This window comes from Paenibacillus sp. plas6, assembly GCF_057221655.1.
Genome location: NZ_CM170151.1, coordinates 3,027,337 through 3,041,244 on the forward strand (window position 1 = coordinate 3,027,337; position 13,908 = coordinate 3,041,244).

The following is a 13,908-nucleotide window of genomic DNA, read 5'->3' on the forward strand; positions in this document are numbered from 1 at the left end:
AGTGCAGACAAGCATATGAACTTTTGGACAGCTCAGCATATAAAAGATTGGAAGGATGATTTATAATGGCAGTTCTAGTAACTGGAGGAGCTGGATATATCGGTTCTCATACTGTAGCAGCACTACATGAACGCGGAGAGGAAATTGTTGTTCTAGATAATTTGCAACAAGGTCACAAAGAGGCTTTGCTTGGCGGTAAACTTTATGTAGGTGATTTGCGTGATGGCGTAACGCTGGATAAGCTTTTTAGCGAAAATGAAATTGACGCAGTTATTCATTTTGCAGCCAATTCCCTTGTTGGTGAAAGTATGAAAGATCCAGGCAAATACTATCATAACAATGTGTACGGTACACTTTGCTTGCTTGAAAAAATGAATCAGTACGGCGTTAAAAAAATTGTCTTTTCATCAACAGCAGCAACATATGGCGAACCTGAAAATGTACCTATTGACGAATATGATCGCACAATGCCAACAAATGCATATGGTGAAACAAAACTCGCAATGGAAAAAATGATGAAATGGTTCGATGTTGCCCACGGTGTAAAATATATTTCACTGCGTTATTTCAATGCAGCTGGTGCACACGCAAGCGGCAAAATTGGGGAAGCGCATGATCCAGAAACACATCTAATCCCAATCGTATTGGAAGCAGCACTTGGCAAACGTCCGCATATTTCAGTGTTCGGCGATGATTATCCAACTGAGGACGGTACTTGTATCCGTGACTACATCCATGTAAGCGATCTTGCAGATGCGCATATTCTTGCAGTTGAAGCATTGCGTAAAGGCTCTGACAGCGCAGTATATAACTTAGGAAGCAGCAATGGCTTCTCTGTTAAACAAGTTATCGATATTGCTCGTGAAGTAACAGGCCGTGAAATTCCAGTTGTCATGGAAAAACGTCGTGCAGGCGACCCTGCAGTGTTAATTGCATCCTCAAAACGTGCACGCGAGGAACTTGGTTGGAATCCAACTCGCAGTAATTTGAAGGATATTATTGCTAGTGCTTGGAGCTGGCATCTTAACAATCCAAACGGTTACAACAAGTAAGACTTTAATGTGTGGAAGGAGTGTAAAGAATGACAGCACAAGTTACAGCAGAACAAGCTCAGTTGCAAATCGCACGTCTCGTGCAGTTTGCACTGCAACAAGAGTTAATTGAAGAGCAAGACCAAAACTATGCTACCAATGCATTACTGGACTTATTTCGTTTTGATGAGCCATACGAAGGTGAAGTGCCGCAAGAGACACTAAGCTCACCGATTGAGCCGCTAGAAAAGCTTCTTGATTATGGCTACAGCATCGGTTTAATTCCAGAAAATACATTAACATATCGTGATTTGCTAGATGCAAAAGTAATGGGAGTATTTGTACCGCGTCCATCTGATTTTATCCGCAAATTTAATCAGCTTGCTGAAGAGCGCGGTGTTGAAGCTGCTACAACGATGTTTTATAAGTTAAGCATCGACAGCAACTATATCCGCATGGATCGCATTTCAAAAAATCCGAACTGGTTACATCCTACAGAATATGGTGATTTGCAAATTACCGTCAATCTGTCTAAGCCAGAAAAAGATCCAAAAGAAATTGCTTTGCTAAAAACATTGCCGCCAGCGAAATATCCAAAATGTTTGCTTTGTGCAGAAAACATTAACTATGCTGGCCGTGTTAATCATCCGGCACGTCAAAACTTAAGAACCGTACCGTTAATGCTGCAAGGTGAAGAATGGCATTTGCAATATTCACCATATGTTTATTACAACGAGCATAGCATCGTGTTTAAAGGCAAGCATGAGCCGATGGCAGTAACGCATAGCTCGATGGCTAGATTGCTTGATTTCGTTGAGCAATTCCCACATTACTTTATTGGTTCTAATGCTGATTTGCCGATTGTCGGCGGATCAATTCTAACACATGATCATTTCCAAGCTGGTAAGCATGTGTTTCCAATGGAAACAGCACCAATTGAAGCAAGCTTTCGTTCAGAGCAGTTTGCTGATGTAGAGCTTGGCATTGTTAAATGGCCGATGTCTGTCATTCGCTTGCAGGGAAAAAATAAGGATTCTGTGAAAGCTCTTGCTGCAAAAATTCTTGATGAGTGGAGAGAATATAGCGATCCTGAGGCAGATATTATTGCTTATTCTACGGCAGCCGATGGTAGTAAAACGCCTCATAATACAATTACGCCAATTGCTCGCTTATTGGCTGACGGACGTTTTGAGCTTGATCTTGTGTTACGTAATAACCGCACAAGCGAGGAGCATCCAGACGGTATTTTCCATCCGCATAAAAACTTGCATCATATTAAAAAGGAAAATATTGGATTGATTGAGGTAATGGGCTTAGCTGTATTGCCAGGACGACTTAAAGATGAGCTTGCTGCGATTGCAGCTATTCTTAGCGGCAATGATCAATCTGCGCTTGAGGCAACGGCAGCATCTGAGCATGTCCTTAATAAGCATTATGAATGGATTAAAGAACTTGCTGCTGAACATGGATTGTCCTTATCGGCAAAAGAAGCGCAAGCTTTAGTAGAGCGTGAAGTCGGTAATAAGTTTTTAGCAGTTCTTCATGATGCAGGTGTTTATAAACGTACAAATCATGGTCAAGAGGCATTTAAACGCTTCATTGCATCATTAAACTTCAGCGAATAGTAATAATACAAATGAATAATTGAAAAAAATTCCTATTTGATAGAAACAAATGGGAATTTTTTGTTGTAATTTGCTAAAGAGTATGGTATTTTTTATGTAATTATGAAACTTTCATATGTTACTAAATATCATATGCTGGAGGGTTGATTATGTCTGAAAAAATGCTTCCACTTGAGGAGTTCTTAAAATTAACTCCTGATGAACAAGTGGAAAATTTGAAAAGATGGAAAATGACATATACCTTGAAAGACATAAGAGAGGCTTGGAATTTTAAACACTCTGCACAATATTACATGCTTTTAAAAAAGCTAAGAATTTATGAAAGAGTCGTTAATAAATCTGACAAGTTTTACCCGCATGCAGATTCACAACGACTAGGCGTTGACGGAGTTTGGAGATCATTTAATGATTCAAGTGTAACAACAGATCAGTTTCATATTAATTTAAACACAAATATTTCAGGTGTAGAACTAGCTGAAAAATTAGAACGCATCGCCTATTTCCTTAAAGGCGAATCAAAAAATGTTCATGTAAAGCTAGCAATTACACTGCATGACACCGAGAAAAAACAGACATCATAGAATGCTATAATATAAATTATATTTGTGTACTTGGACAAAAGACAAAACAAAAAGGAGCTGTTAAAGATCAGTCCATACTACTGATTTTTAACAGCTCTTTTTTATAAAATAATGGAATTCATATTTACAAGCGTAAGCTAGCTACGCAACTTGCCAAGCTCGGAAACGAGTGCTTCAACCTCACTAATACTAAACTTATCTTTAGAAACTACTACCTCATAAATATCCTTAATATCCTCATAATTTGCTAAGTTAAAGCTAGAGGACTGCATTGCAGCAGCTGTGGCCATTTTTAGTTTTGCTTTAATCGTATCGATCATATATACCATGTTGTCTACTGTTGCTTGCTCTAAATCTACCATGCTATCTCTCCTAACCTTTTAAATGGGCTTTTCGTCATTGTACCATGAAATGAATAGTTAAACGAATAAATTGAAGTGATTATTAAAATCAGCTACAATAACTTAGTATCATATTTATTCGTAGCATGAATGAATTAGAAGGGAAATTGAAAATAATATGCTTGAGCATGCAAATCATTTGTCGTTGCGCAAGTCAATAATGAATGAGACTAATTTGCAAAGCCTTCGTTATTTTTTACGAGAGATTCATCTGCAATGTCCTTTGCCTGAGGATATTGTGTTTATTTGTATAGGAACGGATCAATCAACAGGTGATTCATTCGGGCCATTAGTAGGCAGTCAATTGCAGCGATTTGGCTTTCCTCACGTTATCGGGACGCTTGCTTATCCTTGCGATGCTGATACCGTGCAGCAAGAGATTAAAGCGTTGCAGGCGCTAAACAAACTAATCATCGCCATTGATGCTAGTTTAGGTAGTATTGCTCAGGTTGGCAGCTTTTTATGCAGCAATGAGCCGTTAAAGCCTGGTTCGGCTTTAGGTAAAAAACTTACTGCGATTGGCGATTATAGTATACGTGCAGTTGTAAATATTACAGGACCTAAGGCGTATTGGAAGCTGCAATCAACCTCATTATTTCATGTAATGGAGCTTGCTAATGAGCTGTCATCACAGATTTCAAAAGTATGGAATATGAGCAAGGAGTGTTCACTATATGATTCTTACATTAAGCAATAAAAGCTGCTCACTTCGCGAAGAAGTGACCTTGAATTATTATGATTCTGCACCTTCAACCAATGATACAGAAACAAGCAAGCCCGTTGTTTTGCTGTTGCATGGCTATTGTGGCAGCTCTGCATACTTTAGCAAGCTTGCTCCATTATTAGCTGACCATTATCGTCTGCTTATTCCGGATTTGCCTGGTCATGGCAAGTCACAGTCACTTCAGCAAGAAACATATCGCTTAGAGGAGATAGCAAGTTTATTATTAAGCTGGTTAGAGGGGATTGGCATCAAAGGAGCATATATTTTTGGTCATTCCTTAGGAGGCTATATTACGCTGGCAATGGCTGAGCAAAAGCCTGAATTGCTAAAAGGCTTCGGTCTGCTGCATTCTACCGCCCTGCCTGATTCTGAACAAGCAAAGCAAAATCGTGAGCAGGCGATTATTAAAGTACAGGAGCAGGGTGTAGGTGCTTTTGTAGACGGTCTTGTGCCAAAACTATTTTCCGCTGAGCATCCAGAGTATGAGCAATTGCTGCGTTATGGGCTAGAGATTGGTTATCAGACAAAGCCTGAGGGAGTAGCCGGCTTTGCTAGAGGTATGAAGGAACGTCCTAATCGAGCTGCAGTTATTGAGCAAAGTCAATTGCCAGTTCTGTTAATCGCAGGAGCAAGGGATGGCATTGTGTCTCCAGAAGGCACCTTCACAGGCAGCAATGAAGTCACTAGCTGTAAAATTATTGATGAAGCGGGGCATATGGGGATGCTTGAAGCGCCTGAGCAAATGGCGGAGCTTTTACTGCACTTTATCAATAGCGCTGAACAAGTAAGATAGCGGGGGCGACTGAACTATGACAGAGCAAAGCAAACAAGCGCAAGAATTGCAATTGCATGAAGAGCTCTCTAAGCTGATTAGCAGTGATGCGTTATATCAGGCAGTGTTAAGTTCACCTAAGCTTAGCACAGCAGCACAAAAGGTGGTTGTCCGCCCTGTTCAATTAAAAAGTGGGTTATTCTATCAGTTTGAAACATATTATAAAAATAAAGTGTTACATGAAAATGTAGCAGGCGCTCAAACGGTGGATAAGCTTGTCCAATTGATTGCTGGCGAATATAAGCAAACACTTATAAAAGCGCAAGGTTATCAGCTTCATATCCTTTCCAGTAAAAAAGGAAAATTAACGCTGAATCGCAAGCAAGTAGAAGCAATGGTTGGAGAAGCAAAGCCGCGGAGTCATAATCGCCAGAAACGCAGAGTGCTGGAAGAAGGAAAACCGGTTGCATTTTTAGTGGAACTTGGGATCATGACCCCTGAAGGTCGTGTGCATGCAAAAAAAACGGATAAGTTTAAGCAAATTAATCGTTTCTTAGAAATGGTGGAGGATGTAATTGAGCATCTGCCAACGGGAAAACGTTTAAAAATTATTGATTTTGGTTGCGGCAAGTCGTACCTAACCTTTGCTCTATACCATTATTTATGCATAGAGCAGCAACGGGAGTTAGACATTATCGGTCTCGATCTTAAAGAGGATGTTATTGTTTTTTGTAATGAGTTGGCACAAAAATTGCAATATGAGCATTTGCGTTTTGCTGTCGGCGATATTGCTGAGTTTAATGAATTAAATGAGGTTGATATGGTCGTAACGCTGCATGCCTGTGATACTGCTACTGATGCTGCACTTAGCAAGGCAGTTCATTGGGGAGCTTCTGTCATTATGTCAGTACCATGCTGTCAGCATGAGCTGTTTCCGCAAGTGAAAAGTGAGCTAATGGCACCGATTTTGCAGCATGGCTTACTGAAAGAACGCTTTTCTGCACTAGCTACAGATGGGATGCGGGCGCATTTATTAGAAACGATCGGATATAAAGTAAATATGCTGGAGTTCATTGATGCCGAGCATACACCTAAAAATATAATGATTCGTGCTGTAAAACCTGATAAACTTCAATTTAATAACAAAAAATGGGAACAATATTTGGCTTTTAAGCAACTACTGGGGACGAAACATACATTAGAAAAGCTACTATCGGATTTGCTGATAAATGTTGATTAAATACCATTTTAATTTTAATATTAGTAATTGTAGATTTATGGACAATTTGCTATAGTAAACAGTGATAGAAACATGAATGGGTGGGTAGCATGGGAATATCAATGGTAATTGATTTTAGTATCTTTTTAGTGTTGCTAGGGACATTGTTATTCTTGATTTATACAAAAGCAATCTCGCATCTCAGTCGAGTATATATGTCGCTTCATCTAGCATTCATGTTTTGGGCACTGCTACAATTCGCTGCTAGTACGACAACAATAATGGATTATCGGTTTTTATTCATTAAGCTTTCCTACGTCGTACTAACAGCTTTAGGAATTGGTGCTGTAGTATTTACACTTTTCATTACAAACCGAAGTTCCTTTCTTAAAAGTAAAACCTTCAAACTTTTTCTTCTCCCAACAGTTGCCGCAGTAATTTTCGTAATGTGGAATCCGAATCACTTATTCCTAACGATAAACAATGATTTACAATCAGAAAAACAGTTTGTATATGGACAATATTTTGGAGCTGTCATTACGCTGCTATTACTGCATATTGCATGTGCAATTTTTTTGCTTATACGTTATTATATCAAATCTAAATCTGAAAGCATGGCGCGACATGTTTGCCGCTTTGCGATGAATGGCATAGGTCTTGTGCTTTTATTTGGGTGTTTTGATTTGATCATAAATATTATTTATATTGATTGGAATGAAAGATACTTCCCGTTGTTATCAATTGGCATGTTGTGTACTGCGGTTTATATGTCAATTAACATAAATCGGATAAATGTACTCGATATAATAAGTATTGCACAGAGAGATGTGTTAAACACAATTTCAATAGGGATTTTGATTTTGGATCGTGATTTCCACATTGTAGAAAAGAATGAGCTAGTTGATCAATTTCTTACTTTAGAGATCGGTGAGCGTATTGATGTACGTAAAATAAAGCAACAGCTTCCCCAATCTACTTGGCTTGCTATTGAAAATAAGCTGATGGAGTTCGAAAAGAATCCGCTTGTTAAGCTAGAAATTAAATGGTCAACAAACGATAATCAAGCTAGACATTTGCATATTCAATCTTATCCAATAATGAATAAGCAGCAAAAGCTTAAAGGTTATATGTTTACCATACAAGATATTACAGAATTTAAAAATTTAACTGAAAGCTTGAAGCGACAAAATGAGCTATTGCAGCTGCGAAATCATGAATTAATCCAAACACAAGAAGAATTATATGAAGCAAATCAAAAATTAGAAAACATGGCTATTACGGATGCGCTAACGGAATGTTATAATCGTAGATATCTCATGCAATTTTTAGAGAAAGAGCTTGTCAAAAATATTGTAGAGAAGATACCATTTACAATAATTATTTTTGATTTAGATTACTTCAAGCTTATTAATGATGCGTATGGTCATCTGAATGGCGATACTGTTTTAGTGCATACAGCGAAAAAGGTTAAAAGTCTTTTGAGCAGTCGTGATAGGCTGGCTAGATATGGCGGAGAAGAGTTTCTTGTATATTTACCAGAATTATCAATTGTTGACGCTCAGCGTAAAGCAGAAGAAATTAAAAATGAAATTGAAAACAATCAAATTTGGTTGGAAGATGTTGCAGATAATATTTCAGTGACTATCAGTGTAGGGATTGTAACGATCGATAACTATGAGCAATTTAAAATTACAGATTCGAAAGTGTTTTTACAGGAAGTTATGAGTTTGGCTGATGCAGCGCTGTATGAGGCAAAATATAACGGACGTAACTTAATTGTCAATCGTAGTTCTGCTATTAGTTAAAGGTCGCTGCACTTGAAAGTTGTGCTGCGACCTTTCGCTAGTGATTGGCAAGAAATAAAAGGAAGCAGGTTGTACGATGAAAAAAATTCATATTAATTCAGTAAAGTCAGGCGATGTTGTTGCTAAGCCGGTCTATCAAGAAAATGGGAATATCCTGCTTGGGGTTGGCATGACGTTGACTGATCGGTATATTGAACGACTCCGCAGCATGGGGATTGATTATTTGTTCGTTGAGGATTCACTTACACAGGACATCGTTCCTGAAGAAGTAATCTCTGATAAAACTCGTAATAAAGCAGTAAAAGAAATTATGGATACGATGAATGCTTTTCGTTCCAATGATTTAAGTAAAGGCAAAGTCATAGCGCCCAATATCGGGAAAACATTTAGAGATATATTTGGCAGTATTATGACAGAACTTTCAACACGTGATGATATTATTGATAATCTTTCAACTATTCATTCAACGGATACATATTTATTTCATCACTCTGTCAACGTAGCAGTTATTTCAGGAATTATTGGCATTGCAATGGGATTTAACCGCACGCAGCTTGAGGAACTTGGTATAGGTGCGTTGTTGTTTGATATTGGAATGACCAAGATGCCAGATAAATTGTTGAAGCAACCTGAAAAGTTAACAAAGGAAGAACGTGCGTTGCTTGAAACTCATCCTCGTGAAGGATTTGAAATTTTACGCAAATATCACGATATTTCTCTTTTGTCCGCACATTGTGCCTTGCAGCATCATGAGCGCTTTGACGGTTCAGGTTATCCTCGTGGCTTAAAGGGCAACGATATTCATTTGTATGCACAAATTGTAGGGCTTGCTGATATGTATGACGCACTCATATCACCTCGACCGTATCGTAAACGCTACAAAATTAGTGAAGCAATCGAGTTTCTGTTTGCCGCTGGGGGAACCTATTTCGATCATAAATTGATTAAGCTCTTTTGTAGTCATATTTCAATTTACCCAGTCAGTACGATGTTGCTGCTTAATACAGGACAGACGGTAGTTGTTGTAGCAAACAGTAATTTGGCATTGCATCGACCAATTGTAAGGGTCGTTATGGAGGCTGATGGCAGTATTCCTAAAGAGCCTTATGAGTATGATCTGAAAAATGAGCTGCATTTAACGATTGTTAAAGAGTTGTAGAATGCTAAAACATTGTATGGATAAGCGTTACTGTTGCAATTAGCTTAGTATGCAAGCTGCAAGTGAAAGAAAAACTAGCCCTGGAAAGCGAAGCATGATACTTTTAAACCAACTGCTTACCTTAATCAAATTTAAGCAGTTGATTTAAGCCGTGTCAGAAAGGGCTAGTAATTCCGCAGCGATGTAAGTGCGAATTTTAGCTTTAGTAACGTTGTAATACAAGGGATGTTCAGAAATCATCAGCTTATAGCTGACAATCTGAACATCCCCATCTTTTTTTATAAGGATTGTTAAGGTACAATGTACTTTAGACTTTAGCATGTCTGGAGTAAAGGAGACTTGGCTAATGGATGAATTTGCTCGAATTCGCTATTGGACGGAGCATGGACAAGCAAGCAGCTTACTAGATGCAAGAGGAGTAAGACTATCCATTGGTGATGATGCAGCAATCGTTGCATATACAAATGATGAGCAAAACAGTAAAGCTTATGATTGGCTTTATACTGTTGATACAATGGTAGAAGATGTTCATTTTAATTCTCAAACGATGACATTAGAAAAAATTGGTTATAAAGCACTAGCTAGTAATATATCAGACATTGCGGCAATGGGAGGGATTCCATTGCATGCAGTAATTGCTATTAGTATTCCTAAACGATATAGCCCAGAGCAAATTAAGCAAATCTATAACGGATTATATCAATGTGCGAACCAATATAATATTGCGATTGTTGGGGGAGACACTACCTCGTCACCGTATAGCTTAGTGCTGACGATTACAGTAATTGGCCAAGTCGAGCAGGCAACCGCAATTCGTCGTAGCGGAGCAAAACCTGGTGATATCTTGTTTGTAACAGGAGTAGCAGGTAAGGCTGCGGCTGGTCTGCATCTTCTTTTAAATTCGCAGCATGAGCAACATTTAGCTGATTCATATAAACAGATATTAACTCAGGCCCATCAAGCACCGCAGCCTCATGTAGTTCAAGGAAGAATTTTACATAGCCTTGGCTGCCATGCTTTAAATGATGTTAGTGACGGACTGGCAAGTGAAGCAGCAGAAATCGCATCTGCATCGCAGGTTGATATTGTGATTGAAGAAGAACTGCTGCCAATAAGTGAAAGCTTGTCTCAGTATAGCGCTTATACGAAGCAAAGAATGCTTGATTGGATGCTTTATGGCGGGGAAGACTATATCTTACTAGGCACAATGTCGAACGAGAAGTTTATGCAGGCAAAAGTTATTTTTGCTGAGCGCCAGCTGGAGCTATACAAAATTGGTCGAGTTGAGCAAGGACAAGGAGAAATATGGCTGGAATCACTAGACCAGAAGTTAGAGCGCAAGCAGCGTACACGTCTGGAGGGACGTGGCTATAATCATTTTAGATAAAGAAGTGGTGTATAAACGATGGATGCGAAAAAGTGGATGCTAGCAATAAAAAATCAGCAGGAAACGGAGCAACTCGCGAGCTTTATTGGCGAGCACTGCTGGCCAGGATCCGTTATTGCACTCGATGGTGATTTAGGTGCAGGAAAAACGACGTTTAGCAAGGCATTAGCTCAAGCGCTTGGCGTACAAGAGGTTGTCAACAGCCCAACCTTTACTATCATTAAAGAATATGAGGGCAGGCAGTTCCCTTTTTACCATATGGACGTGTATCGCTTGTCACTTGCAGAAGCAGATGAATTAGGTTTGGATGATTATTTTTATGGACAAGGTGTGACAGTAGTAGAATGGGCATCATTGATTGAAGAAATTATGCCAGAACAGCATCTTGCTTTATATATTGAATGGATTGATGAACAGCAGCGAAATATTCATTTTCAGGCACGAGGTGCTAAATATGAAGAGCTGCTGCAACAATTGAAAGATTGGAGTTTAACATGATGAGCAATAAGGAGAGATGGTTGGCAGTAGATACCTCGACAGCTACGATGGCAGGAGCTATTATGCAGGGCGACGAGCTGTTAGCGTCTGTGCAGACAGAGTCAGAGCGCAATCATTCTATTCACATAATGACCAATATTGAAGCGATGCTAGCAAACAGCGGTTTGAAAATAAATGAGATTGATGGCATAGCTACTGGTATTGGACCTGGATCATATACAGGAGTGCGCGTTGCAGTCACTGCAGCAAAAACTTTGGCGTGGGCAAGCGGAAAACCTTTAGTTGGCATTTCCAGCTTAGCGGCGTTAGCAATAAGCGGTATTTTGGCAGAAGCTCAAGCAAGTGGAGCAAGTGGCGTCAATAAGGCACTAGCTGTAGCAGCGATTTTGCAGGCTAATAAGCTGCAGCAAGCGCAATCTTCTGGTCAAGAGATAGGCGAGCAACAAGCTCAACAGCAAGAGGACAGACAGGCGAAGCTGCTCGTTTTGCCAATTATGGATGCACGTCGTGGACAGGTATATACAGCTGCATTTGAACTTGGGACTGAGGAGCAACAGGTATGTCATAGACTTTCCAGCGATCATATCGTGCTAATGAATGAGTGGTGTGAGCATTGGAGCAATCAGCTAGCTGATCTAAGTTTGCGCGGAGTTACGACGATTGCGTTTTTTGGCGATTGTATGCTGCATAAATCTACTATTAACGAACTGCGACTTGCCGCTGCAAAGTATCAAATTAACGTGCTTGCTGCACCTCATATGATGAAGGGTGAGGCACTAGCTCAACTAGCCCAAGGTGAGTGGCTTGATGAAAAAGTAATGCCGAATACACAGCATGATCTTGTGCCTAACTATGCTCAGCTTACGGAGGCTGAGGTTAAACAAAATGAGAAGGAACGAGGGGCTAAAGAGGCATGAGCATACAAGTACAAGTAGAAGAGCTTGTTTTTCGTAAAATGACGCTTGATGATTTGCCCGACATTATGAAAATCGAGCAGGATGCCTTTGCGATTCCTTGGACCGAGGAAGCGTTTCGTAATGAACTTACAAATAATATGTTTGCTCAATATATGGTGATGGAATATCGTGGACAGGTCATTGGCTATACAGGGATGTGGATCATTGTAGATGAGGCCCATATTACGAATATCGCAATTCTTTCACAGTATCGTGGACAAGGGCTTGGCAAGCTGCTATTAAACGAGGTTCAACGGACTGCACGTTTTTTGGGAGCTGTCAGAATGACACTTGAGGTAAGAGTAAGCAATGAAATAGCTCAGCGTCTCTATCGTCAGTTTGGCTTCACTAATGCTGGGATTAGACCACAATATTATTCCGATAATAATGAGGATGCGATTATTATGTGGGCAGAGTTGGAGCAAGAGAAAGAGGGTGCTGAAGGTGAGCGATGAGTTAATTCTTGCAATAGAGACAAGCTGTGATGAAACGAGCGCTGCAGTTGTACGTGGAGGGAAGGAAATTCTTTCAAATATTGTTTCGAGTCAAATTGATATCCATGAACGTTTTGGCGGCGTTGTACCAGAAATTGCTTCACGTAAGCATGTAGAAAGCATTACACGTATTATCGAGTCAGCAATAAAGCAATCAGGGTGTGGAGTACAAGATTTATCAGCTATTGCGGTTACAGAAGGACCTGGGTTAGTTGGTGCATTGTTAGTAGGCAATGTTGCAGCTAAAAGTTTAGCGTTGGCACTCAATTTACCGCTAATTGCGACTCATCATATTGCCGGACATATTTATGCTAGTGCGCTTGAGAATGAGATGAAATATCCTGCTTTGGCGTTAGTTGTATCTGGCGGACATACTGAGCTAGTTTTATTGCCAGAGGAAGGTGTATTTCAAATTATCGGTCGCACGCGAGATGATGCTGTAGGAGAGGCCTATGATAAAGTAGCAAGGGCATTGAAGCTGCCTTATCCAGGCGGTCCTCATATTGATCGGTTAGCGCATGAGGCTGATGAGGAAATTGAATTGCCAAGGGCATGGCTAGAAAAGGAAAGTTATGATTTTAGCTTTAGCGGATTAAAATCGGCTGTGCTCGCTGTTATTAATCAGCATCGAATGAAAGGACTCCAGCTTAATGAAGCAGCCCTAGCTAAAGGCTTTCAGCAATCAGTGATTGAAGTGTTAGTAACGAAGGCGCTACGTGCTGCTAAGCATTACGAAGTGAAGCAGTTAATTTTATGCGGCGGAGTAGCAGCCAATAAAGGGCTTCGTCATCTGCTTGCGGCTGCTTGTGAAAAGGAGAAGCTAGAATTGATTGTACCATCGCCTAAACTTTGCACCGATAATGCAGCGATGATTGGAGCAGCGGCATATATTAAGCTGAAGCATGGAGAGTTTGCTGGTTTAGATATGAAGGCAGATCCAGGTCTATCGCTAGAAGGATGGTCAATTAAATAAAATGAAATAGAAATCGTATTTTAACGTCTTTTTTCATAAATTTTATGGAAAAAGACGTATTTTTTTTGTCAATAAAAAACGTTAGCAGTATAGGATTTTGTTATTGTGTATAAGATTATCCACATATAAACAGTTAAAATGTGGATAAATTACAAAACCCGTGCTATTACTCATTTATTTAACGAAGGAAGGTTTAAAGAAAATGGGATAACTTTTTCATGTATTCAATGTGTAAGCTGTGGATAATGTGGATAAAAATTGTGAATAACTGTAAACCTCAATA

14 protein-coding genes are annotated in these 13,908 nt (G+C 39.6%); 13 read left to right on the forward strand and 1 reads right to left on the reverse strand.

The genetic code is table 11. From position 1 onward, the window contains the following. Positions 1-65 precede the first annotated feature (65 nt). From galE to AC2TDL_RS13530, 3 genes are all read left to right on the forward strand, one after another. On the forward strand, positions 66-1,052 hold the full coding sequence (galE, locus tag AC2TDL_RS13520) for a UDP-glucose 4-epimerase GalE (RefSeq protein WP_484696614.1): 987 nt from the start codon (positions 66-68) through the stop codon (positions 1,050-1,052). Positions 1,053-1,081: 29 nt separating this feature from the next. Next, a complete protein-coding gene (locus AC2TDL_RS13525; protein WP_484696615.1) occupies positions 1,082-2,656 on the forward strand; it encodes a UDP-glucose--hexose-1-phosphate uridylyltransferase in 1,575 nt (524 codons plus the stop codon). Between the two features lie 149 nt (positions 2,657-2,805). After that, a complete protein-coding gene (locus AC2TDL_RS13530) occupies positions 2,806-3,237 on the forward strand; it encodes a hypothetical protein (protein WP_484696616.1) in 432 nt (143 codons plus the stop codon). 137 nt (positions 3,238-3,374) lie between these two features. Here AC2TDL_RS13530 and AC2TDL_RS13535 read toward each other — a convergent pair whose 3' ends face one another. Beyond that, entirely contained in the window at positions 3,375-3,599 is a 225-nt protein-coding gene (locus AC2TDL_RS13535) for a DUF1128 domain-containing protein (RefSeq protein ID WP_484696617.1), read from the reverse strand. Positions 3,600-3,756: 157 nt separating this feature from the next. Between AC2TDL_RS13535 and yyaC the strand changes: the two genes are divergently transcribed. The 10 genes from yyaC to tsaD all read left to right on the forward strand — a co-directional run bounded on the left by yyaC (position 3,757) and on the right by tsaD (position 13,625). Then, on the forward strand, positions 3,757-4,335 hold the full coding sequence (gene yyaC, locus AC2TDL_RS13540) for a spore protease YyaC (protein WP_484696618.1): 579 nt from the start codon (positions 3,757-3,759) through the stop codon (positions 4,333-4,335). Continuing rightward, entirely contained in the window at positions 4,313-5,155 is an 843-nt protein-coding gene (locus AC2TDL_RS13545; RefSeq protein WP_484696619.1) for an alpha/beta fold hydrolase, read from the forward strand. The genes yyaC and AC2TDL_RS13545 overlap by 23 nt, the downstream gene beginning before the upstream one ends. 16 nt (positions 5,156-5,171) lie before the next feature. Then, on the forward strand, positions 5,172-6,374 hold the full coding sequence (locus AC2TDL_RS13550; RefSeq protein WP_484696620.1) for a class I SAM-dependent methyltransferase: 1,203 nt from the start codon (positions 5,172-5,174) through the stop codon (positions 6,372-6,374). Between the two features lie 89 nt (positions 6,375-6,463). After that, entirely contained in the window at positions 6,464-8,158 is a 1,695-nt protein-coding gene (locus tag AC2TDL_RS13555) for a histidine kinase N-terminal 7TM domain-containing diguanylate cyclase (protein ID WP_484696621.1), read from the forward strand. Positions 8,159-8,234: 76 nt separating this feature from the next. Beyond that, positions 8,235-9,317: an HD-GYP domain-containing protein gene (locus AC2TDL_RS13560; RefSeq protein ID WP_484696622.1), complete on the forward strand. Its 1,083-nt coding sequence runs from the start codon at positions 8,235-8,237 to the stop codon at positions 9,315-9,317. 346 nt (positions 9,318-9,663) lie between these two features. Next, the gene (thiL, locus tag AC2TDL_RS13565) at positions 9,664-10,704 is read left to right on the forward strand and encodes a thiamine-phosphate kinase (RefSeq protein ID WP_484696623.1); all 1,041 of its coding nucleotides are present in this window, start codon (positions 9,664-9,666) and stop codon (positions 10,702-10,704) included. Between the two features lie 18 nt (positions 10,705-10,722). Further along, on the forward strand, positions 10,723-11,202 hold the full coding sequence (tsaE, locus tag AC2TDL_RS13570) for a tRNA (adenosine(37)-N6)-threonylcarbamoyltransferase complex ATPase subunit type 1 TsaE (protein WP_484696624.1): 480 nt from the start codon (positions 10,723-10,725) through the stop codon (positions 11,200-11,202). After that, positions 11,199-12,119 (forward strand): tRNA (adenosine(37)-N6)-threonylcarbamoyltransferase complex dimerization subunit type 1 TsaB, encoded by a 921-nt coding sequence (tsaB, locus tag AC2TDL_RS13575; protein ID WP_484696625.1) that lies wholly within the window; start codon positions 11,199-11,201, stop codon positions 12,117-12,119. The genes tsaE and tsaB overlap by 4 nt, the downstream gene beginning before the upstream one ends. Then, the gene (gene rimI, locus AC2TDL_RS13580) at positions 12,116-12,613 is read left to right on the forward strand and encodes a ribosomal protein S18-alanine N-acetyltransferase (protein ID WP_484696626.1); all 498 of its coding nucleotides are present in this window, start codon (positions 12,116-12,118) and stop codon (positions 12,611-12,613) included. Before tsaB ends, rimI begins: the two co-directional genes overlap by 4 nt. Then, positions 12,603-13,625, forward strand: coding sequence for a tRNA (adenosine(37)-N6)-threonylcarbamoyltransferase complex transferase subunit TsaD (tsaD, locus tag AC2TDL_RS13585; protein WP_484696627.1), 1,023 nt, complete (start codon positions 12,603-12,605; stop codon positions 13,623-13,625). The genes rimI and tsaD overlap by 11 nt, the downstream gene beginning before the upstream one ends. Positions 13,626-13,908 lie beyond the last annotated feature (283 nt).

Bases quoted from the DNA above. Each gene is read 5' to 3' on its own strand.
- galE (WP_484696614.1), top strand. From the start codon at position 66: ATGGCAGTTCTAGTAACTGGAGGAGCTGGATATATCGGTTCTCATACT.
- AC2TDL_RS13525 (WP_484696615.1), top strand. From the start codon at position 1,082: ATGACAGCACAAGTTACAGCAGAACAAGCTCAGTTGCAAATCGCACGT.
- AC2TDL_RS13530 (WP_484696616.1), top strand. From the start codon at position 2,806: ATGTCTGAAAAAATGCTTCCACTTGAGGAGTTCTTAAAATTAACTCCT.
- AC2TDL_RS13535 (WP_484696617.1), bottom strand. From the start codon at position 3,599: ATGGTAGATTTAGAGCAAGCAACAGTAGACAACATGGTATATATGATC.
- yyaC (WP_484696618.1), top strand. From the start codon at position 3,757: ATGCTTGAGCATGCAAATCATTTGTCGTTGCGCAAGTCAATAATGAAT.
- AC2TDL_RS13545 (WP_484696619.1), top strand. From the start codon at position 4,313: ATGATTCTTACATTAAGCAATAAAAGCTGCTCACTTCGCGAAGAAGTG.
- AC2TDL_RS13550 (WP_484696620.1), top strand. From the start codon at position 5,172: ATGACAGAGCAAAGCAAACAAGCGCAAGAATTGCAATTGCATGAAGAG.
- AC2TDL_RS13555 (WP_484696621.1), top strand. From the start codon at position 6,464: ATGGGAATATCAATGGTAATTGATTTTAGTATCTTTTTAGTGTTGCTA.
- AC2TDL_RS13560 (WP_484696622.1), top strand. From the start codon at position 8,235: ATGAAAAAAATTCATATTAATTCAGTAAAGTCAGGCGATGTTGTTGCT.
- thiL (WP_484696623.1), top strand. From the start codon at position 9,664: ATGGATGAATTTGCTCGAATTCGCTATTGGACGGAGCATGGACAAGCA.
- tsaE (WP_484696624.1), top strand. From the start codon at position 10,723: ATGGATGCGAAAAAGTGGATGCTAGCAATAAAAAATCAGCAGGAAACG.
- tsaB (WP_484696625.1), top strand. From the start codon at position 11,199: ATGATGAGCAATAAGGAGAGATGGTTGGCAGTAGATACCTCGACAGCT.
- rimI (WP_484696626.1), top strand. From the start codon at position 12,116: ATGAGCATACAAGTACAAGTAGAAGAGCTTGTTTTTCGTAAAATGACG.